Below are 23,010 nucleotides of genomic sequence, written 5' to 3'. Positions count from 1 at the left end.
ACAGATTTTTGTATTATTTTTGTGCAAATTGAGTTTCATTTATTTTTTTTCGAGAAATTATTTTTAAAATTTGCGAAGTAGCTCTAAAAAATGATGTCTGTCACATTTTTTATGCAACTTAGGTAACAGACATTATTGAGAAACGGATTAGAATGGCATCTAGTCATCAATCATGATTTGTTTGGCTATTCAAAAAAGCAAACGATTAAATCAATCTAAGGAAGGCGTTGTGGAAAGTAAAAAACACAATAATACGGCAACGATGAAAGACGTAGCCAGTGCCGCCGGCGTTTCGACAGCGACAGTTTCTAGAACATTAATGAACCCTGAAAAGGTTTCTTTGCAAACGCGCCAAAAAGTCGAACAAGCTGTTATGGATGTCGGCTATTACCCCCACAACTTAGCGAGAAGCTATAAGCGCAATGAATCAAAAACGATTCTAGTACTTGTTCCCAATATCCGTGATCCCTTTTTCAGTGATGTGGTTTGCGGTATCGAAGAAATTGCTGCCCAAGAAGGTTATTTCGTGTTAATTGGTGACTGCAAACACCAAGAAAAACAAGAAAATGCCTTTATTAATCTGATTATTACAAAACAAATCGATGGCATGATCTTACTCGGTTCAAATATCCCATTTGATATATCAACCGAAGAACAGAAAAACTTACCGCCGATTGTCATGGCGAATGAATTCGCCCCTGAGTTAAAGCTACCTACCGTTCATATTGACAACCTAACAGCCGCATTTAATGCGACACATTACCTGCAAAAACAAGGTCATAGACTGATAGCCTGTATTACAGGCCCCGAACATATGCCTCTGAGCCAGTACCGCTTAGAAGGTTATAAAAAAGCCATGTTACGCTCTGGCGAAAAATTACGTGAAAATTATATTATTCGCAGTGATTTTACCCACGAAGGAGGCGCTAAAGCGGTTAAAGCCTTGCTATCTCTCCCTGAGCCACCAACCGCTATTTTTTGCCATAGTGATATCATGGCCATAGGTGCTATATGGCAAGCAAAGAAAATGGGGCTACAGTTGCCTGATGATCTTTCATTTGTCGGTTTCGATAATTTAGAACTGGCAAAATATACGTTACCAGCACTGACGACTATCAATCAGCCACGAGCAGAAATTGGTCATCATGCCATGCAATTGCTGCTTGAGCAGATCCATGGCAACAATGTGACCTCTGGTTCGCGTCTCCTAGATTCTGATTTAATCATTAGAGAGAGTACAAAAGCGCCTAAAAGCTAGTCAAAGTCTTTCAGGTTAAGTAACATGTTAAGCCAAATGACGACTAACAATTGATAACTAGTGAATTAATAGCGTGGCACAAAAAGATTATGTAGCTCGAGGGCGCTCATCCGCCCGTAAAAAAAGCAAAGGAAAGTCAAAGAAATCACAAGGGTTACCAATGACCACGTTGGTCGTTGCTGTGGCAATTGTTGTGCTATTTGTTGGTGGCCTGTTTTATATCACCCAAAATAAAAAGGATGCACCTTTGCCACAAACCGTAGTGCCTACGACTCAACCAGCTAGTACGCTGCCGCCTAAACCGGAAGAACGCTGGCGCTATATTAAAGAACTCGAACGTCGTGGTGTGGATTTGCCAAGTATTCAGCAACCGAGTACGGGGAGTAATATTCTGCGTCCATCTGATTTAACCCCTGAACAGCGCCAGTTATTGGAACAAATTGATTCGGACAGACGCCAGCCTGTCACCAACTTACAAGAAATTCCTGCAAACGGTAAACCCGTGCCGCGCTCTCAGGTTATCATCAATGAACCAACACAACCTATTGTGCCTGTACAACGCAAGCCTGTTGTGAATAATGAACCTAAGCCCCAAACACGTCCGGCTGCACCTATAGCGTCAACACAGCCTACAGCCCCTGTGGAACAAAAATCGGCTAATAATATGCAAAATATGTTAGTTCAATGTGGGTCATTTAAAACGGCAGACCAAGCTGAGTCTGTACGTGCGACTCTCGCCTTTGCTGGTATTGAGAGCCGCGTCACCACCGGCGGTGGCTGGCATCGTATTATGCTAGGCCCTTATTCTAAATCGACCGCAGAGAAAATGCGCGACCGTGCAGCAGGTGTTGGTGTTTCAGGTTGTATTCTTCGTGCTTCAGGGGGTTGAAAAACCTCACACCCCACCCCATGTACTGTTTTAATGTACTTATGAGCAGCGGTTTTATCTTCGACACAGTTCAAGTGATAGTTAATTAAACAACTATCACTTGAATTTTATCTCTTGGAAATCAAAATTTGCTGCATTCTTTTTGTAATAAAACCTGGGGCTAACTCATGACAACAATCGTAAGTGTTCGCCGTAATGGCCAAGTCGTAATTGGTGGAGATGGGCAGGCGACGATGGGTAATACCGTCATGAAAGGCAATGTCCGCAAAGTTCGCCGTTTATATAATGACAAGGTTATTGCCGGATTTGCAGGCGGGACCGCAGACGCATTCACACTTTTTGAGCTGTTTGAACGTAAACTCGAACTGCACCAAGGTCACTTAACTAAAGCGGCCGTTGAATTGGCAAAAGATTGGCGTACTGACCGTATGCTACGCAAGCTAGAAGCTCTTCTTGCCGTCGCAGATGAACACACTTCCCTGATTATTACGGGTAATGGTGATGTCGTTCAGCCTGAAAATGACTTAATTGCAATTGGCTCTGGTGGCCCATATGCACAATCCGCTGCACGTGCGCTACTTGAAAATACCGACCTTAGCGCGAAAGAAATCGCGGAAAAAGCACTCGCCATTGCAGGCGATATCTGTATTTACACCAACCATAATGTAAATTTTGAAGAAATTTCTTCAAAATCATAAGGATTGCTAGCATGTCCGAAATGACTCCTCGCGAAATTGTCAGCGAACTCGACAATCATATTATTGGCCAAAACAAAGCCAAACGTTCTGTGGCAATTGCTCTGCGTAACCGCTGGCGTCGGATGCAGTTAAACGAAGTATTACGCCATGAAGTGACACCTAAAAATATTCTGATGATTGGCCCAACAGGGGTAGGTAAAACTGAAATTGCCCGCCGCTTAGCTAAGTTAGCCAACGCACCATTTATTAAAGTTGAAGCAACGAAATTCACCGAAGTTGGCTATGTAGGTAAAGAGGTTGACTCTATCATTCGTGATTTAACGGATTCTGCCGTTAAAATGGTACGCCTACAATCTATCGAAAAAAATCGCTATCGTGCAGAGGAAATGGCTGAAGAACGTATCTTAGACGTTCTTATCCCACCGGCGAAAAATAACTGGGGGCAATCTGAGCCCTCCGATGAACATTCACCAGCTCGTCAAGCTTTTCGTAAAAAATTACGTGAAGGTCAGTTAGACGATAAAGAAATTGAAATTGAAGTTGCAGCAACGCCTATGGGTGTCGAAATCATGGCACCTCCGGGTATGGAAGAAATGACCAACCAACTGCAATCTATGTTCCAAAATCTTGCAGGACAAAAACAAAAACCTCGTAAGATGAAAATCAAAGAGGCTTTTAAACTGCTGGTGGAAGAAGAAGCCGCTAAGTTAGTTAACCCGGAAGAGTTAAAAGAACAAGCCATCGAAGCCGTTGAGCAAAACGGTATCGTGTTTATCGATGAGTTTGACAAAATCTGTAAACGCGGCGGGCAAAGTTCAGGCCCAGATGTCTCCCGTGAAGGGGTACAACGCGATTTGCTGCCATTAATCGAAGGGTGCACCATCTCCACGAAGCACGGTATGGTTAAAACTGATCATATTCTGTTCATCGCATCAGGGGCATTCCAAGTATCTAGCCCATCAGACTTGATCCCTGAATTACAAGGCCGTTTACCTATTCGTGTTGAGCTACAAGCACTGACCACTGAAGATTTCGTACGTATCCTAACCGAACCAAATGCCTCTCTAACTGAACAATACAAAGCGCTGATGGCAACAGAAGGCGTAAATATTGAATTCACAACAGATGGTATTCGTAAGATTGCAGAATCCGCATGGCAAGTGAATGAGTCAACGGAAAACATTGGCGCACGTCGCTTACATACCGTACTTGAGCGCCTAATGGAAGACATCTCTTTCGATGCCAGCGACCGTCAAGGACAGACCATTCAGATTGATGCAGAGTATGTTAAACAGCATCTAGATGAGCTAGTGGCTGATGAAGACCTGAGTAGATTTATTTTATAATCTTATTAATTATCAGGTTTTCATGTATCCTTAATATACATCGACTAAAGTGCAGCTTTATCGCTGCACTTTTTTCTATGGAATATTCAGCTTATCGCATTGAAATATAACGATATCTATCAGCGCGTTAAGTTACTTAAATTTTTAAGAACACGACTCTAAATGGCTCTGATTGTAGAAAAAACAAAAACAGTATTAGCCCTGTATGGCTAAAGAGGCTGAAAGGCAGCAAGTGACAGAAAACAGCCGCCCCTACAATTTGAAATATGACGAGTATGAACCTGTGAAATGATTAAATGAACTCACCAACCATAAACACAATAAGCCGCAAACAAGCTTGGGTAGAAAGCCTACGTCCTAAAACTTTACCTCTTGGCGTTATTGCAATCGTAACCGGATCGGCTTTGGCTTATTTAACCGACAATTTTAAATGGCCTGTCGCGTTATTAGCGCTGATCACAGCAGGCTTACTGCAAATTTTATCTAACCTTGCAAATGACTACGGAGATGCCGTCAAAGGTTCTGATACCGCAGAACGTATTGGCCCATTACGTGGGATGCAAAAAGGCGTGATCTCCCAAGCGGATATGAAAAAGGCACTAAAATTAAATATTACTGCCGCCTGTATTTCTGGCCTACTACTGATTATTGTTGCCTGCGAAAAACCTGAAGATGCCATTGGTTTCGTGGCACTAGGGCTCATTGCCATTGTGGCAGCCATCACCTATACCGTCGGTAAAAAGCCCTATGGGTATTTGGGGTTAGGAGATATTTCCGTATTAATTTTTTTTGGCTGGCTTAGCGTTATTGGAACCTACTATTTACAAGCTAACAGTTTCAATATCATTACTATCCTACCTGCCACAGCTTGTGGATTGCTCTCTGTCGCTGTATTAAATATCAATAATATGCGTGATATCGAAAATGATATCAAAGCAGGTAAGAATACCTTGGCTGTACGCTTAGGCCCACAGGGCGCACGTATTTATCACGCCATTATTATTGTGCTCGCCATTCTATGTTTGGTATTTTTTAACCTAATTTACTTACACGGTTGGAGCGGCTGGCTATTCCTATTAGCAATACCAATGCTAATGAATCATTTACGCCGTGTTTTGAGTGACCGAACCCCAGAGGGTATGCGTCCTTTACTTGAAAACATGGTAAAAGCAGCCCTTATTACCAACATTTTATTCTCGATTGGCGTAGTGATAAGCAAATAACCCTTATTATTTGACTGTTTTTTGACTTTCCCCGCCTATTTTTAGGCGGGTGGCTTTGCCAAGTACGGTTCAAAAGGGATATACTGGCTACCCCTTGCAGCAAAAAAGACCTAAATCCTATGAAATATGATACTTCCGAACTCTGCGATATATACCAAGAAAGCGTTAATGTGGTAGAACCTCTTTTTTCTAACTTTGGTGGACGTACTTCATTTGGCGGTCAAATCATTACAGTTAAGTGCTTTGAAGATAACGGCCTACTGTATGATTTGCTGGAAGAAGATGGTTCTGGCCGTATCCTACTCGTCGATGGTGGCGGTTCTGTACGTAAAGCACTCATTGACGCTGAAGTCGCAAGGCTGGCTGTTGTTAATCACTGGGAAGGTATTGTGGTTTACGGTGCCGTCCGTCAAGTGGATGCTCTAATGGAGTTAGACCTTGGCATTCAAGCGATTGCGGCAATGCCTGCGGGTTGCCCTGATGAAGGCATTGGCGAAAGTGATATCCGAGTCAATTTTGGAGGTGTCACCTTTTTTTCTGGAGATTACCTCTATGCCGACAATACGGGGATCATTCTTTCTGAAGAGCCATTAACTTCAGATGTCGACATTGATTTTATTGAAGATGACAATATCGACGTATAATCTAACCCTATTCAAAAAATAAGGGCCACTATGATGAATAGTGGCCCTTATTTTATCTAAGCAATTCATATTGTAGGTAGGCGGCAAGTCGATAAGACCCTAGGAGCATACACAAGTATGTGACTAGGGCGAAGAGACGAAGCCAACCCTTGCAGCGCAAAGTATGACGAGCGTTTCTCTAAATAATTCGTGCTGTAGGTAGGCGGAAAGTCGATAAGACCCTAGGAGCATACACAAGTATGTGATTAGGGCGAAGAAACGAAGCCAACCCTTGCAGCGCAAAGTATGACGAGCGTTTCTCTAAATAATTCGTGTTGTAGGTAGGCGGCAAGTCGATAAGACCCTAGGAGCATACACAAGTATGTGACTAGAGCGAAGAAACGAAGCCAACCCTTGCAACGCAAAGTATGACGAGCGTTTCTCTAAATAATTCGTGTTGTAGGTAGGCGGCAAGTCGATAAGACCCTAGGAGCATACACAAGTATGTGACTAGGGCGAAGAGACGAAGCCAACCCTTGCAGCGCAAAGTATGACGAGCGTTTCTCTAAATAATTCGTGTTGTAGGTAGGCGGCAAGTCGATAAGACCCTAGGAGCATACACAAGTATGTGACTAGGGCGAAGAGACGTAGCCAACACCCCTACAACACGAAGTATGACGAGAATTAAACTTCTTCCATTTTGCCTAGCAGAGTACGCAAACGTTCCTGCCATGCCTGCTGCTCTTGTTTTAATTGTTCATTTTCACGCACCAGCGAGTCAGTACCTGATTTTGCAGTTTCTAATTCTTGGTTCAGTGCACTATTTTTATCTTTTAATTCATCAATTTCCATTTGTAACAATGTGATTGTATCAATCGCTTGTTGAACTTTGGACTCGAGTTTCTCAAATACTTCAAATGACATATGTTAGGCCTCCCTTATCAGCTATTACACGATTGTAAGTAGCATGATCTCCCCTGTCCAGCTTCTTCCATCCGAATCCTAATAACTCTTGATGAAAAACACTGGTCAGATCACATCGCAAAGGTCGATTTCGTCACTATTTTTGATTGTTTTGTTTCGCTTTAGTGATGTAACACACATTTTTCAATTTCGATATTTCTCGTTTATGTTCTTTAACGATAAATTTACAGCTAAGAGTTTTCAGTTAGAAAATCTCAACTTAAAAAACATTACAATAATTTCCATTTTCGTAGGATAGAAACATATGAGCCAGATGACGACTACCTCACTCACAGGTCAATGCATCTCCGAATTTTTAGGAACTGCATTACTTGTATTTTTTGGTCTAGGTTGTGTTGCCGCAGTGAGAATTGCAGGAGCACAACTTGGCCTCTGGGAAATCAGTATTATTTGGGGCTTTGGTGTTGCCTTAGCCGTGTACCTGACAGCAGGAACCTCGGGAGCTCACTTAAACCCTGCGGTTACCTTAGCATTATGGTTATTTGCTTGTTTTGATAAACGTAAAGTTGTGCCTTACATCATTGCCCAAATGCTCGGAGGCTTCTTCGCCGCAGCGTTAGTTTATTCAATGTACTCCCCTGTATTTTTCGATTACGAGCAAGCCCATCATATCATTAGAGGCACCCAAGAAAGTTTGTATACTGCGGGTGTGTTCTCCACCTATCCTGCTCCTCAAATCAGCGTACCTCATGCCTTCTTCATTGAAGTGATCATTGCCGCCATTCTCGTTTGTTTAATCCTTGCATTAACTGACGATGGCAATGGCGTACCTCGCGGCCCATTAGCACCATTATTAATTGGTATTTTAATCGCCGTTATCGGTGGGTCATTTGGCGCATTAACCGGCTTTGCACTAAACCCTGCTCGTGACTTCGGGCCAAAGGTTGTTGCCTATTTAGCAGGTTGGGGTGATATCGCCCTCACTGGCGGCCGCGATATACCATATTTTCTTGTACCATTGACAGCACCTATTGTTGGTGGTCTGCTAGGGGCATTCGCCTATCGAAAACTTATTGGTCGCCACTTACCTTGCATGGTATGTGAAGAAGAGACCAAAACAGAAACATCATCCGTTAAAAACACCAAATCCTCGGAACAGGCTTAAATTATGACAACTGAAACCACTATTGCGAAAAAATATATTGTCGCACTCGACCAAGGCACAACCAGTTCACGCGCGGTTGTACTCGACCACGATGCAAATATTGTAAGCATTTCACAACGTGAATTCACACAAATTTATCCTAAGCCAGGGTGGGTAGAACATGATCCAATGGAAATTTGGGCATCACAAAGTTCAACATTAGTTGAAGTCCTTGCAAAAGCAGATATCCGTACAGATGAAGTGGCGGGAATTGGGATCACTAACCAACGTGAAACCACTATCGTATGGGAGAAGGCCACTGGTAAACCGATTTATAATGCAATAGTTTGGCAATGCCGTCGTACCGCAGACTTCTGCACCCACCTCAAACAAAATGAGAAAGATTTAGAAGAATACATTCGCCAAAATACTGGGCTAGTTGTTGACCCGTATTTTTCTGGTACTAAAGTAAAATGGATTTTAGACCATGTTGACGGTGCTCGTGAACGTGCAGAAAAAGGGGAATTACTCTTTGGAACCGTGGATACATGGCTCGTGTGGAAAATGACACAAGGCCGTGTACACATCACTGACTACACTAATGCATCCCGTACTATGCTGTTTAATATCCGCAACTTAGAGTGGGATGATAAAATTCTTAAAGCCCTCAATATTCCACGAGCCATGCTCCCAGAGGTTCGTCCATCTTCCGAAGTTTATGGCCAAACCAATATCGGCGGGAAAGGCGGAACACGTATTCCTATTTCAGGTATAGCCGGTGACCAGCAAGCTGCTCTATACGGCCAACTTTGTGTGAAACCGGGCATGGCCAAAAATACCTATGGAACTGGATGTTTCTTACTACTAAATACAGGGGAAACCGCCGTACGTTCAAATCACGGGTTGTTAACGACTATCGCTTGTGGGCCAAGAGGAGAAGTTAACTATGCCCTTGAAGGTGCTGTATTCGTGGGCGGTGCTTCTATTCAATGGTTACGTGATGAATTGAAATTAATTGATGAATCAGCCGACTCTGAATATTTTGCGAATAAAGTGAAAGACAGCAATGGTGTCTATGTTGTACCTGCCTTTACAGGTTTAGGTGCGCCATATTGGGACCCATACGCACGCGGTGCCATTTTTGGCCTGACTCGAGGGGCAAACCGTAATCATATCATTCGTGCAACCTTAGAATCTATCGCTTATCAAACTCGTGATGTTCTTGATGCCATGCAAGCTGATTCCGGTGAACGTTTGAAAGCACTACGTGTTGATGGTGGTGCTGTAGCCAATAATTTCTTGATGCAATTCCAATCCGATATTCTTGGCACGCCAGTTGAGCGCCCTGAAATTCGTGAGAGTACGGCTCTGGGAGCGGCTTACCTTGCAGGCTTAGCGATCGGTTTCTGGAGTAACTTGGATGAGGTGCAAAGCAAAGCTACCATCGAGCGTGTCTTCAAACCGAGTATTGAGACCACTGAACGTAATTTCAAATATGAAGGTTGGAAAAAAGCCGTAGCACGCGCTCAAGAGTGGGAAGATCGCGGCTAATTTTAACTGGTAATTCTTTATCTGAGGCAGCACTTGGGTGCTGCTGAGGTTGTTGACAAAGCGGGATAAAAGCGTGGTTTTTCCCGCTTTGTGTTATCAGTCGAAAATCAATGGATTGATTTTCCTAGCTTATTTTCAAAACCTGTATGACTTGCCGCCAAACAGAATATGTTCTTCGGCAGTCTGGGCAGCACTTGGGTGCTGCTTTTTTTATTTAAAAAACTAATTAGTTAATAAATGAAAAGCCAATAATCAGATTAATAATAAATTAGAAAGGAGAAGTTAGATTATTTAAGATCATCAGACGTTTGTTACTTATCTCACTTATATTAAAGGAATAATAATAGGGAACAGTTATGGATAACAACAAAAAATCGTCAAAGAGCCCCCTTCCCCGAGTACAATCAAACCAAAATAGAAGCAGGATTGCGGTCATTGATGCAGATTCACCATTATTAACTGCGTTAAAAGAAAACCCAACGATGACAAAAGAGAGCGAGGCTTCTTACCACTTTTTCAGTTGGTTAATTGATAAGCCACGTATGGAGGGTGATGATAAGCAGCATTTTATCTTAAGCACACTACCAACCAGTGAATTCTCCGGTTTTGATTTTCACGCCAAACAAGGCTTATTTATTGAAAGTTTTGATTCTTATCACGAATGGAAAGATGGGGAGCCGAGAGCACAAAACCAACTCGCTGATTTACTGCTACCTAGCGGCCAGTGGCATCGTCATTATAATGTCGTCGTGTTGCCTGAAAACGCCAATGACACACAAGTAAAGTTAATCCGCCATTGGATGGCGCTTACCGGAGGAAGCTTATTAATCATTAAAAATAAAAATAAACCAACCTCTCCTTCAATCAAAAAGCTAATCGATGAAATACAACCCATCCAGCCAACAGAAAGCCCATCGTTGTTCTTAGATAACCTACCGTTAACACAAACTATTCATTTACCATCAAATTTAGTGAGTCAGTTAAAATTGACGGATAATTTACGTGAAAATGCACAATATTTCTCAATAAAAATAAAACCGATTAACCACGACACCCCTCTTACCATTCATAATGCACCAATCAGCGTAAATGTCTCATGGCAAGCCATTGCATATTCCATTGAAACTCAAATAAACCAGCTACTAACAAAATATGCACTACCATTAATTCGTATAACTTATGAAAACAATACATTAAAACTTATTGGCACTGACATGACGTTCAGCCAGTTTCAATTAAAGCAGGCCAAGCAAATAGTACCAATTGACAGAAAATTAACGTTTAGTGAACAAATACTCCCTATTCATGTCACCGAAAACCCAGATGAAATACCAAATCAAATAACGATTGGTGCAATAATAGGAAAGTTACCGCATGATAAACGTATTCAACAGTATAAGATCCTTGAACACCCCAAATTTGGCCGTGTAGAAATTAACCAATATACACACGAATGGCAATATACCGCTGATAAAAGCCAGTTAGACACTCAATCAGATCAGTTTGATTTGATAGCCATCATGGATAATGGCCAACTATCTTCACCAATTTCAATTCAGTTACAAACAGAAACCGCACCACAGGTTATCACGCCAGGTAAACGAATTTTTTCAATACCCGACCCTATTTATTATGCCCCTAAAGCGCGTTATCACCCGATACCGAGTGATATGCGAGCGCATAACGTTCAACTAGCCCAAACACATCTACAAAGCATAACTGATGAATACTCAAGTTTAACCGCTAATCGATGGGCATTATTAAAATTAGATATTACGAGTGAGAGCAAAGCTAACTCACCTGATATAGAAGCCGTTGTCTGCGATAAAGATAGGAAAATATTAGGACGAGTCAGATTAACTGGGCCTGAAACTTTGCCAGATAAACTTGTCGAATTTCCCAGTATTCCAAATGTCACTGCTAAAGACTGGCACCAGAAAAGCTTTACCGCACCATTAAAGGCGGAGTGGATGCAACCCGATATAAAAATTATTATCTTCGCAGATAATAAACCCATTATTACCAAAGACTCTGACAAATATGGCGTCTTTTCGCCTAAAGTGACTCTTGATAGTCATCTCGATGTCCATATTGATAACTTTAGCTTACATCGGCAAGGACAGGGAATATACACAAGTTCACCATTAAGTTGGGGGCTAGAAGCTACGGCTATTTTGCCTATCAGTCACCTTACCCTCTCTTGTACCCCTGCGAGTCACCTTTATCCAAGCCTAATGCCTTACCGGAAAAATAATAGTCTTGAGGCTCCGTTATTTCATCCTCGATACGACGCCCCAGAAATCACTAAGTACCAAGCAGACTCACAGATCAAATGGGCAAACACAAATAGCCTACAATTCAATAAAGCCAATCGCGATGACGCTATTTACCACTATACGGCTATATCTCGCCAATCAATGCCTAATAATACATTATTGGGCTTAGCCTCGCCTCATTATGGTGGTGGAATTCATCATCCAAATACCTTATTTCATGAAATTTTTGGTCATGGTTTAAATTTGCCACATACAACACAACAACGTAACCAGACGAAGCCGATATACCCTTTTAATGCCAACTCCCATGGACCAAACCCTGCCTATAACCAGTACCGACAACACTATATAACCTACAAATATCGTAATAAAAATAATCAACCGAAACAGATGTCCCCAACCATGTTTCCACATCCCCCGTTTTTCACCAGCAATTTACAGGATGCTTTTTTACCCCATGCAGACTGCAACAATATGCAAATACATCAGTTCTTAAGTAACAAAATTCGCTGGCAACCAAATAAGATTAAAGGCAAGGATATTGAAGATGGTAATTTTGCAGGAGAAGGCTTTTATCAACGGTGGGATAATGATGCCAAAAAATGGGTGACGTTAAACCAACATAATTATACCCAGTACTATAGCCAAACGCAGATTGAGCAGCTACCACACCAACGTGATGTCCCAATATATTGGCTCCACGGTGAGCGATTCACCCTGATAGATGGAACACCACATCCTTATAATACGATGGCTATTCGTCGTACTATCGGAAACCTCCCTGCCGACTACCACAACTTAAAGACCGGACATGGTCGTCAATATTTCCCCTATCGCTCTCATGCATTAACTGTCATTTACGATACATCTCATGGTCTACTGACCGATGTTCTACAAGTTGATATCGAGCCTTATTCCATAAGCCTCAATATCGCAGATAAAGGCGAACTCGTAAAATTCACCTTACAAACCTTAACCGCAGAAAAAACACTGGGTAATATTATCTATCAGTATACCAACCCAACGTCATTAGCCAGCCGCGTATTTCGCAATAGCATAGATAACAAACTCCCCAATCAGCTAATCCTTGATAATTACTGGCAAGGAAGCCCTATTTTTTGGGCTACAACAGATGAAAACTTAATTGATTTTGCGAGTGGGATGATAAATATAGAAAAGATTTCACCAGAAAGTACAATCATGGCCCGTTGGGTTGAAAATGGACGATTGCAGCAACGTTATTTCTCACTTTCTGACCCATTTGGAGATGCGACTAGGGCAATGACAAGTCAACATTTTACACCATTAAATCACCTTGATAGCCAATCAAAACATCATTTACCTGATTTTCATATTAATATTCCATCTGAACAATTATTGATAGCTGATATGAATATCAAACAACAGATTGATATTAGTGAGTTAAATTTGCCGGAAGGTCAATATCATTATTGGGTGACATTAATCATGCACGATAGTAACGGTCAACCAAAAAGCATCCAACCCATTGAAAATTGGTATTTTTTCACACAAGGTCAGCAGCTGACAGTACAGGGGACGATTAACAGTACCCCAGGATTAACGCTAGAGGGTATACAAATACATATTGATCAACATTTAAATGATAATGTCGCACCGAGCTCTATTTGGCTCTATCAAAATAAAGTCGGGCAATTAGCAGAAAATACAGAGTTTCTTAATTATGACCGGCCCGTTGAATTTAATTCGATAATCAATAGACCAGAGCTACTTTCTTCTATGCCAGAAACCCAAATGCATTCACACAGGTCAATATCTTATCCAGAAATTCCACCTATCAAATACATCAGTAGCCCTTTAATAGCTTAACTTATGGTTCAGGCGGTCAATGCCGCCTAAACTATTCTCGCTAAACTGTTCTTTCTGAGTGACTCATACGCCGTGCTAACGGTAACCAACACAATAAGACCAGCACAGACATCAAGAACATTAACAATCCTAAACTGAATTGCCCATGCTGTGGCATCAATGCCGAAATCCACGTGGCAATACCAGAGCCAACATTTTGCAAGCCGCCGACTAGCGCCCCAGCAGCCCCCGCTAAATACGGGAATGGCTCCATCGCACCGGTTGTCGCTAATGGGAATAACATGCCCGCCCCAAAGAAAAATACTGCCGCAGGTACCAATAATGTCCATGTATTCATGATACCGAACCAACTTGGTACCCACATCATAGCCCCCGCCAGTAGGCAAATGAGAACAGAATGCCACATCAAACTATAAAAGGTTTTGCCTTCTCGCCCTGCATACCAAGCACCGAAAAATGCCGCAGGGATAGGTAAAATAAACAATATACTCACCGTAATACTGCTTAAGCCAAGAACCCCCCCCATTAACACGCCGCTACTTGCTTCAAACACGGCTATCCCTGCTAATGCTCCAATTAATATCGCTAAATACGAAATAAATGGGCCGTTTGCTAATAGCACTTTATAAGAGTCTAGCATTTTTCGTTTTTCAGGCGCGATGGGACGTGTTTCTGGCAACCAATGGTACATACTTAATAATACGGATGCCCCTAGGATAAATAGGAAAATATAGCAAGCATGCCATCCCCAAAAATGCGCTAATATTCCACCGAACATTGGCGCTAATAGTGGGCTCACTAATACTCCCATATTTAATAAACTATTTGCGTAGCGCAGCGCGGTACCTTTGTATAAATCTCGGGGCATAGTTCTAGCCATAACACCCGCAACTCCAGTACCTAATCCTTGTAAACCACTCGCAATCGTTAATGTATTTAACGTCGGTGAAAAAATCGCCACAATAGTTGAAAATAAGAAAATTGTCAGCCCCGCTAAAATAACAGGACGGCGACCAATTTGATCGGATAATGGCCCATAAAATAACTGCGAAAAACCATAAGAAAACAAATAGGCAGCCATAACTTTCTGAACAGCCCCAGAAGGCTCATCAAAATACACGGCAATTTCAGCTATCACCGGGACATAAATAGTTTGTGTCATTTGCCCGACAGCAGCTAATGCAATTAACATTAATAACAGATTGAAATGTTCCAGCTTTCTCATTTTTCTCTCAGATACACCAAAAATTTCAGACAAATAGTGACCCTGCGTTATTAAAATGAAATAACACAGAAACTATTTAGGAATTTAATTATTAATTTATTTGTTGTTTAACACATTGCAGCCACTACAAATAAACAGCAAATAATACGCTTTACTCTAATGTGATTAAGATAACAAAAATTAACTTTTTTTCGTAGTAGTACGACATATTAGTTTATTTATCAATGGCAGCAATATTCGCCAAGAGTGTCAACATAACTGTACATTGAAATTGTCAATGTACCTTTTCTAAGAATAAATCACTGAGACACATTATCGATAAGCATAAATAGTGAACTGTTTTAGTATTAAATCCTAATGAGCAATGAACCAACTAATTCACTTAATGAATCTATTTGAAGTGAGCTATTTGAAATAATAAGAGGTGGAAATATGGCAAATTGGGTAACCGGAAAAGTTATTGAAGCCAAATTTTGGACTGATGCACTATTCAGCCTAGTAATCGATGCACCTATTAAACCATTTACTGCAGGTCAATACGCTAAACTTGCGTTAGAAATTGAAGGTGAACGCATTACGCGTGCTTACTCATATGTCAACGCTCCCAGTGATAGCCGACTTGAGTTTTATTTTGTCATCGTCCCTGAAGGAAAACTCAGTCCAAAACTTGCACAACTCAAACCTAATGACACATTACAAATTACGGATGAAGCCGCTGGTTTCTTTGTGCTAGACGAAATCCCCGAGTGTAAAAATTTATGGATGCTATCAACAGGTACAGCGATTGGCCCTTTCTTATCAATCTTACAAGAAGGTAAAGACTTGGAACGTTTCGAAAATATTGTGTTATTACATGCCGTTCGTTACGAAAAAGACTTAAGTTATCTACCATTAATGAAAGCGCTCGAAAAACGATACTCAGGTAAACTTAAAATAATTACCGTAGTCAGCAGAGAACAATCTGAGGGAGCATTACATGGCCGTGTACCTGCTTTAATCGAAAACCATACCTTAGAAAATAGCGTCGGATTAACACTATCTCCAGATACTTGCCACGTCATGCTCTGCGGTAACCCTGAAATGGTGAAAGACACTCGTGATATGCTAAAAAATAGTCATGGAATGATCAAACACCTACGCCGTAAACCCGGCCATATCTCCAGTGAGCAATACTGGTAAATTTGCGATATCGAGCCACTGGCGCCTTTCAGGGGCTCGATAACTATAAATAATCAACAAGTTCTGTTTTTTCACCATATGTGTTGGCACTTTCCGTCCCCAAAAAGGCACCACAATCTAATATCATAATCATGGTAATTAATAGGGGTAAAAATCGTCCAATACCCCACTGCCAAATAGGTTCAAACTGACTGACATCAATCGAAAATAATGCAAAAGCCAGTAAAATTAATGCGAACCAACCACCTGATTTTCCCCTATCATGCAAGCGCTTAACAAAAATCGCCGCTAACGGGTAAAGTAGTAAAATATATAAGAAAAGTGTTAATATCTCAGGCAATAAAAATGCACTCTGTAATAAGCTGACGACCGTCATTAAAATAAAAATAGCGGCAATACCTGCCCAAAATGGCCGTCGTCCCATGCGGCCTTTGAAGGAAAAAGCCCATTGTTGTAATGTCATTACCGATAATCCTGATACAATGTGAAACCCCAAAAAATGCGTGGCCAGAAAAATGACTCAAACCTTATTTCGCTCAATATACGCCATCATAACTATTTTCGCACTTAGTGTGCCACAACTCACGTTCGCACAGAAAGTCCCAACATTGCCAGATTCAGACTTTGAGGTCTCCTATTTAGCGCCCGACGCTCCTTCTTTTGACCTCACCATTCCTGAATTACGCAATCAATTTAATCAAGCTTATCAAGATTTATATCTTCATGAATATAAAGTCATTGCGAGCCAAGATATCGCCGCTCCCTATATTCGAGCCGCTTCTCGTATCAACCAACAGATTTACTCCTCCGCCGTATTAGAGCGAGGAAGTGAAAAAATTAAAAGCTTACAAATCACGTTACTGCCAACTGATAACCCACAAGAAGCCGCAGAAAATCGACAACTTATGGAACGCTATACTATTGCGTTGATCCACCAGTTTGCGCCAGAGGTCTCTCTTGATAAAGCCCCTGAATTGGCTAACGCCTTGAGTAAATTCGTGGCGAATAAAGATTCGACCCATGCGGAAGAAGCAAAACTGGGAGCTTTACGATATATTTTAGTAAAAAGTGACAATAATGTGCTTACTTTTGCTGTTGAACCGATTAAGCTAGAACAACAAACACCCTAAACTGGCTGTGATCACGCGCTAAGAACAAGCGTGATCAAAAGCAAAGCTATTATCACCTATTGTTCTTATAATACAGTCGGTGAATGGCGACAGAACTGTCACATTGTGCATGAAAGATAAGCACAATGAATAATTTATTGATTTAACATTTAAACTGTCTGGTTGGAGGAAATAACATGCGACATCCATTGGTAATGGGTAACTGGAAACTAAACGGTAGCACCCATATGGTCAATGACTTGGTAGCCGGTCTGCGTAATGAGCTTAGCAGTGTTGATGGCTGTGATGTAGCGATTGCGCCACCAGCAATCTACCTAACTCAAGCTAAACATGCCTTAGCAGGTAGCCGAATTGCATTAGGTGCACAAAACGTTGACGTTAACTTATCAGGCGCATTCACAGGTGAAATATCTGCTGAAATGCTCAAAGATGTCGGTGCTAAATACATCATCATCGGCCATTCTGAACGCCGTACCTATCACAAAGAAAGTGATGAATTTATTGCAAAAAAATTCGCTGTATTAAAAGAACAAGGATTAATTCCAGTTCTGTGTATCGGTGAAACAGAAGCAGAAAACGAAGCGGGTAAAACGGAAGAAGTCTGTGCTCGTCAAATTGATGCGGTACTAAATTCACTGGGCGCAGAAGCATTCCAAGGTGCAGTGATTGCTTATGAGCCAATCTGGGCTATTGGAACTGGTAAATCTGCAACGCCAGCACAGGCGCAAGCAATTCATAAATTCATTCGTACTCATATCGCGAAGAAAGATGCGGCAGTTGCTGAACAAGTCATCATCCAATACGGCGGTTCTGTTAATGCCAGCAATGCTGCTGAGTTATTCACACAACCAGATATTGACGGTGCACTAGTTGGTGGTGCATCACTGAAAGCTGATGCATTTGCTGTCATCGTTAAAGCTGCGGCTGAAGCTAAAAAAGCAAAATAATCTTTTAAGATTTCTATGATTAAACCGCCTTTTTCCTTGGCGGTTTTTTTATATATTATTACTTTCCATTATCTACAATAATAAACAATCATATTTAATATAAAGCCAATAAATTTAATTATTATCATTTAAAAAACGAATGTTTGACTTTTTTTTCAAAAAAAACAATCAAGAGAAAAAACAAAAAAATCATAAATAACAGCAAATTAAAACAAAAGCATTGGTTAATAATCAATTTAATAACTATTCCCACAAATAAATATCATAGACAGAAAATAAAAATTAATTCAGATTTACCCTGCAAAAAAATGGAAAGTTAATAAAGTCGTTATGAAGGATAAATATGAAATATATAATTAGTCTAATTTATAGCATCATAATTATATTCCCTACGTTATGTACTGCGGAAAATAATAATTGGTATGTCAAAACGAATGTTTACATGGAAATAGAGGAATACCAAGACCAACAAGATTCATTTAATAATAAAGTCTATGATAAAATCAGCACCATTGGGCAGCTAAGTCTCAATAATCCCACCTCAGACTGGCGTTTTTTATTTGAACACCGAGAAACCCTAAGAAATCATGGGCGTAATTTTAGCATGTCACGGGATTCTTATACTCGCAACCGCACACAGTTTGAGGCTATCAAACAATTCATAAAATCAAAGAAATCGAATATCTCTGTAGGTTTTCGATATCGTAAAGAATCCAATGACTCTGCGCCGGGAACTACAGCACGATCAGCTAATCGTCTTTATGCTGTGACTCCATCAGGTAGCTATAACTTTGATGATACTTGGTCTTTTAATTATTGGATTTCCTATATTTATTACAGTAATTATTTCAATACTAATAGTTATGAAGCAGAAACAGAGTATGGCGTGACTTACCGACACTCTGACACCATAAGTGCCAAACTAAATATTTATATTGATAAATTATGGGATAAAAGCTTTCACGATCGTTTTTTACAAGCACAGATTCGTACCTATTTACCTATCAAACTTAGTTCAAATTGGCAGTTTACGCCTTACTTGCGTTATTATTTAGGTGAGCATGCTTACGATAAAAATGGTTATTTAACTCAAAAAGTTAATAACGGTTTCCGTGTTGGTGCTGATGTGCAATACCAAATAACACCGTCCTTAGCACTATGGGGAGGGGTCGCTTATGAGCCAACTACATGGAATTATGCTAAACATAATAAAATCACATCAGGTGAAAATAATAAACAAGTGCTCTATGTCGGGAAAATAGGCATGAAATATAATTGGTAATCATTTATTAGTAAGATTCAGTTATTTTATTGTGAAAAATAAGCTGCATACTATTTTCATGTGGCTTATCTATTCCATATCTAATTTTATATTTACCAACACATAAAAAATGATAAACAACAAATTTATAGTTTTTAAATAAACAATTTCAAACAGATTAAAGATTAATATATTGTTTGCTCGTGTTTAGGGCATAGATCACATATCCAAATAATACCAAACCGAAATTATTCCAACTAAAAATAAACTATTCCGATTTAATTTACCTTTAATATCATACAAATACACTAAGCTACTATAACTAAGGGTTTATCCCATATTCTCATTAATTCAAAATTAAGAATACTATCAACTGTGATTTTTCTCACATCATAAATAAACTTAGCTACTTATTATTCCTCGAAAAATAACCCAGAGAGAATAACATGCAAAAGCTTACCTTACTTACCGCTTGCCTTTTCAGCGCGTTATCCATCGCGGAACCCATGACCCAAGCTCAGCTTAATGAGCTATGGAAAGATAAACAAAAATCAGCTGAAGAAATAGTAAGCAATATGTCAGAAGCTGAAAAAATTGGTCAGCTATTCATGCTCGATTTTAGATATTGGAATAAAGACAGCAATGGGGAACCTGCACCATTTCTTACCATGAATGATGAAGTCTCCAAAGTGATCAACCAATATCACCTTGGATCTGTTATCTTGTTCCGTGAAAACTTGATTGATACCCCACAAACTGTTGAGCTAATCAATCAATTACAGTCATCCCGCAGCAATTTACCACTGTTCATCGGTACCGACCAAGAGGGGGGATACGTGACTCGCCTGCGGGTTGGCACTGAAATGCCTGGAAATATGGCTCTAGGAGCCACTCGCAATCCAGCTCTTGCAGAACTAACAGGAATGATCCATGGATATGAGCTCTCCAGCCTTGGGTTTAATGTCAACTTCGGCCCAGTTGTCGATATAAATAACAATCAAAATAACCCAGTCATCGGTGTTCGCTCATACTCGGATAACAAAGACTTAGTTGAAGCCTTATCTATCAACTACATCAAAGGGGTTCATAAATATAACCTGCTGACCTCCCTTAAGCATTTTCCAGGTCATGGTAATGTTTCCTCTGACTCTCATGTTGATTTACCTATTGTAAACTCTGATGCCAAAACATGGCGCTCTATTGAACTGGCTCCGTTTCAATATGCACTCGCTCATGGCTCTGATGCGGTTATGACAGCACATATCATCGTCCCAGCCCTTGATAATAATAAAATTATTACACTCACTGGCAAAGAAGTGGGAACACCAGCAACATTATCAAAACCCATTTTACATGGCATTTTACGCAACGAACTAAAATACGATGGGCTGATTGTCACAGATGCGATGGACATGGGGGCTATTGCGGACAATTTTGATATCAATTGGGCGGTAGAGACCTCGCTACTTGCAGGCTCAGATATTGTCCTAATGCCAATTAAAATGTGGGATACAGAAGCCATTACGCGCCTAGATAATATGTATCGCTATCTAGAAACACAAGCGGCGAAAAATCCAGAGCTACAAAAACGTATTGATGAATCCGCAAAGCGCGTCGTATTGAAAAAACTTCAACAACAAATTACAGCTCAACCTGTTGATGTCGCTATAGCTGAACAAGTTGTTGCCTCAAAGAGCCATAAAGATCTCGAAAATATGGTTTCAGAACAAGCTATTACACTAGTCAAAAATGATAATATTTTGCCTTATGTCCTAAAACCACAGAACCGTATTTTAGTCATTTCAGATGAAAAACCACGCAATGCTCTGATCCAAAAACATTTAAATGATATCGCTGCTGAAACGGCTGTCACCATCAAGAGCAGTGAACAGGTAGTGAAATTAAATGAGGATACCTTGTCAAAAAGTGATGTGAGAAAGCTCGTTACCAACCAAGATTTAATTTTACTGGCCACTTATAACCTAAAAGACACCCCAAAAAATGCTCAACTAATTATTGATGCTGCAAATAAAGCCAAAATTCCACTGGTCGTGATTTCTTCACGTAACCCTTACGATATTGCTTATCTCAATGATGTCAAAGCCAATATCGCAATTTACGGAATTACTGGGTTTGATATTACTAATAACAACCGTAACTCACTCGAAACCAATATCCGTAGTGGGCTGCGTACCTTGTTTGCAAATAGCAACGCTCAACCACTTAATTCGCCTAAAGGATTGCTGCCTGTCAATATCAAAAATCCGCAAGGGAACCAAGTTCTATTCCCTTATGGCCATGGTGAAACTTACCACACAGCACGTTAATTTCTACTGATCATCAACTCATTAGCCTTTATACCAGGCCAGAGACTAACGCCTTCAATAAAGGCGATTAAAAATAAAAACATATAAAAATTAAAGGGTTAAAATGAAAACTTCACTAAATGGTTTACTTCTTGTTACTCTATCTGGCCTAAGCGCATCCACTGTCGCTGCCGAACTACCAACCAATGATTATTGGCGTATATCATCCAACGTTTATATGGAACTGGAAAAATTTGAAGGACACCACAACACTAGCGGCCGCAAAGTTTTTGACAAAACAAGTATGGTGGGACAACTATTTTTAGTTAATCCTGAATCAAAATGGAGCTTCTTCCTTGAGCATAAAGAATCACTCAGAAGCTATAACCACGACTTCTCAACATCTAAAGATTCATTCATTCGCAACCGTACACAAATTGGTGCTACACGGAAAATGTATGCGAGTGATCTCGGTCAGTTCAATCTAAATGTCACTTATCGAAAAGAATCTAATGACTCTGCACCGGGTACTCAGGCGCGCCCGTCTAACACCATGTTTTGGCTGATGCCTAGTGGTACTTACAACATTACAGATAAATGGGCCTTTAACTTCTGGGATGCCGTTTATCACTATGATAATTTCCATGCGCCAAATAGCTATGAGTGGGAGTCTGAGCATGGCTTAGTTTACAAAATCAATGATTCCGCAACAGCAAAAGTCTACATGTATACCGACTGGACATGGGATAAAGATTTCAACAAAACCTGGGAGCAGAACCAAATCCGTGGCTACTTTCCAGTTACACTCAATCAAGATTGGAGTGTCATGCCTTATTTTCGCTACTACTTAAACGAACATAACTACGACAGTAACAAACGTACGACCCAGAAAGTGAAAGATGGCTACCGTGTAGGTACACAAGTATTCTATAACTTAACACCAAAACTGACCCTATGGGGTGGCTTTGCAGTTGAGCCGAGTACATGGGAAAATGCGAAAAATGCTGGGATCACTTCGGGCAGTAATAATCGTCAAACTTTCTACCTCGGCCAATTAGGTGTGAAATACCAGTGGCAGTAAAGTATCCCTATTCTCTCATTAATTATTACCTATGCCATGTCTAAAACAATACTCTAAATAGCTCGTACTGTAGCACCACGGCAAGAGAAGCTAATCCCTAG

Annotated in this window: 18 protein-coding genes; 15 read left to right on the top strand and 3 right to left on the bottom strand. The window is 40.6% G+C overall.

Annotated elements, in window-relative coordinates; genetic code table 11:
• The first annotated feature begins 229 nt into the window (after nt 1–229).
• The 6 genes from cytR (at nt 230) to rraA (ending at nt 6,058) form a co-directional block, all read left to right on the top strand.
• Nucleotides 230–1,258: a DNA-binding transcriptional regulator CytR gene (gene cytR, locus ACLPIE_RS18535; RefSeq protein ID WP_430263183.1), complete on the top strand. Its 1,029-nt coding sequence runs from the start codon at nt 230–232 to the stop codon at nt 1,256–1,258.
• A gap of 73 nt (nt 1,259–1,331) precedes the next feature.
• The gene (gene ftsN / locus ACLPIE_RS18530; RefSeq protein WP_430263182.1) at nt 1,332–2,147 is read left to right on the top strand and encodes a cell division protein FtsN; all 816 of its coding nucleotides are present in this window, start codon (nt 1,332–1,334) and stop codon (nt 2,145–2,147) included.
• A gap of 167 nt (nt 2,148–2,314) precedes the next feature.
• Nucleotides 2,315–2,845 carry an ATP-dependent protease subunit HslV gene (hslV, locus tag ACLPIE_RS18525; RefSeq protein ID WP_004265304.1) on the top strand — a complete coding sequence of 177 codons (531 nt, stop codon included), beginning with the start codon at nt 2,315–2,317 and terminating at the stop codon, nt 2,843–2,845.
• An 11-nt stretch (nt 2,846–2,856) separates the two neighbouring features.
• Nucleotides 2,857–4,191 carry an HslU--HslV peptidase ATPase subunit gene (gene hslU / locus ACLPIE_RS18520; protein WP_430263181.1) on the top strand — a complete coding sequence of 445 codons (1,335 nt, stop codon included), beginning with the start codon at nt 2,857–2,859 and terminating at the stop codon, nt 4,189–4,191.
• Nucleotides 4,192–4,487: 296 nt separating this feature from the next.
• Nucleotides 4,488–5,414 (top strand): 1,4-dihydroxy-2-naphthoate polyprenyltransferase, encoded by a 927-nt coding sequence (locus ACLPIE_RS18515; RefSeq protein WP_430263180.1) that lies wholly within the window; start codon nt 4,488–4,490, stop codon nt 5,412–5,414.
• A 119-nt stretch (nt 5,415–5,533) separates the two neighbouring features.
• Nucleotides 5,534–6,058 carry a ribonuclease E activity regulator RraA gene (rraA, locus tag ACLPIE_RS18510; protein WP_430263179.1) on the top strand — a complete coding sequence of 175 codons (525 nt, stop codon included), beginning with the start codon at nt 5,534–5,536 and terminating at the stop codon, nt 6,056–6,058.
• Between the two features lie 663 nt (nt 6,059–6,721).
• Here rraA and zapB read toward each other — a convergent pair.
• Complete coding sequence (gene zapB, locus ACLPIE_RS18505) at nt 6,722–6,961, bottom strand: cell division protein ZapB (protein ID WP_430263178.1); 240 nt, start codon at nt 6,959–6,961, stop codon at nt 6,722–6,724.
• Between the two features lie 304 nt (nt 6,962–7,265).
• On the opposite strand from zapB, the gene ACLPIE_RS18500 reads away from it, so the two are divergent.
• The 3 genes from ACLPIE_RS18500 (at nt 7,266) to ACLPIE_RS18490 (ending at nt 13,780) form a co-directional block, all read left to right on the top strand.
• Nucleotides 7,266–8,126: an MIP/aquaporin family protein gene (locus tag ACLPIE_RS18500; RefSeq protein WP_430263177.1), complete on the top strand. Its 861-nt coding sequence runs from the start codon at nt 7,266–7,268 to the stop codon at nt 8,124–8,126.
• Nucleotides 8,127–8,129: 3 nt separating this feature from the next.
• The gene (gene glpK, locus ACLPIE_RS18495) at nt 8,130–9,656 is read left to right on the top strand and encodes a glycerol kinase GlpK (RefSeq protein ID WP_430263176.1); all 1,527 of its coding nucleotides are present in this window, start codon (nt 8,130–8,132) and stop codon (nt 9,654–9,656) included.
• A gap of 356 nt (nt 9,657–10,012) precedes the next feature.
• Entirely contained in the window at nt 10,013–13,780 is a 3,768-nt protein-coding gene (locus tag ACLPIE_RS18490; RefSeq protein WP_430263175.1) for a hypothetical protein, read from the top strand.
• Nucleotides 13,781–13,820: 40 nt separating this feature from the next.
• On the opposite strand, the gene emrD is transcribed toward ACLPIE_RS18490, so the two are convergent.
• Nucleotides 13,821–15,005, bottom strand: a complete 1,185-nt coding sequence (emrD, locus tag ACLPIE_RS18485; protein ID WP_430263216.1) for a multidrug efflux MFS transporter EmrD — start codon at nt 15,003–15,005, stop codon at nt 13,821–13,823.
• A 432-nt stretch (nt 15,006–15,437) separates the two neighbouring features.
• Here emrD and fpr point away from each other — a divergent pair, with 432 nt between their 5' ends.
• The gene (gene fpr, locus ACLPIE_RS18480; RefSeq protein WP_430263174.1) at nt 15,438–16,184 is read left to right on the top strand and encodes a ferredoxin--NADP(+) reductase; all 747 of its coding nucleotides are present in this window, start codon (nt 15,438–15,440) and stop codon (nt 16,182–16,184) included.
• Between the two features lie 43 nt (nt 16,185–16,227).
• Here fpr and ACLPIE_RS18475 read toward each other — a convergent pair whose 3' ends face one another.
• Nucleotides 16,228–16,647, bottom strand: coding sequence for a DUF805 domain-containing protein (locus ACLPIE_RS18475; RefSeq protein WP_430263173.1), 420 nt, complete (start codon nt 16,645–16,647; stop codon nt 16,228–16,230).
• 52 nt (nt 16,648–16,699) lie between these two features.
• Between ACLPIE_RS18475 and ACLPIE_RS18470 the strand changes: the two genes are divergently transcribed.
• The 5 genes from ACLPIE_RS18470 to ACLPIE_RS18450 all read left to right on the top strand — a co-directional run bounded on the left by ACLPIE_RS18470 (nt 16,700) and on the right by ACLPIE_RS18450 (nt 22,909).
• Nucleotides 16,700–17,314, top strand: coding sequence for a DUF1454 family protein (locus ACLPIE_RS18470; RefSeq protein ID WP_430263172.1), 615 nt, complete (start codon nt 16,700–16,702; stop codon nt 17,312–17,314).
• A 176-nt stretch (nt 17,315–17,490) separates the two neighbouring features.
• Nucleotides 17,491–18,261: a triose-phosphate isomerase gene (gene tpiA / locus ACLPIE_RS18465; RefSeq protein WP_430263171.1), complete on the top strand. Its 771-nt coding sequence runs from the start codon at nt 17,491–17,493 to the stop codon at nt 18,259–18,261.
• A 343-nt stretch (nt 18,262–18,604) separates the two neighbouring features.
• Entirely contained in the window at nt 18,605–19,543 is a 939-nt protein-coding gene (locus tag ACLPIE_RS18460) for an OmpG family monomeric porin (RefSeq protein WP_430263170.1), read from the top strand.
• 425 nt (nt 19,544–19,968) lie between these two features.
• Nucleotides 19,969–21,849, top strand: a complete 1,881-nt coding sequence (locus ACLPIE_RS18455; RefSeq protein WP_430263169.1) for a glycoside hydrolase family 3 protein — start codon at nt 19,969–19,971, stop codon at nt 21,847–21,849.
• Between the two features lie 103 nt (nt 21,850–21,952).
• A complete protein-coding gene (locus tag ACLPIE_RS18450) occupies nt 21,953–22,909 on the top strand; it encodes an OmpG family monomeric porin (RefSeq protein WP_430263167.1) in 957 nt (318 codons plus the stop codon).
• The last annotated feature ends 101 nt before the right edge of the window (nt 22,910–23,010 follow it).

The organism is Providencia sp. Me31A, from assembly GCF_050487165.1.
Lineage (GTDB): Bacteria > Pseudomonadota > Gammaproteobacteria > Enterobacterales > Enterobacteriaceae > Providencia.
The sequence above is the reverse complement of the archived record's forward strand: the minus strand, read 5'-3'. Positions and strand labels throughout refer to the sequence as shown.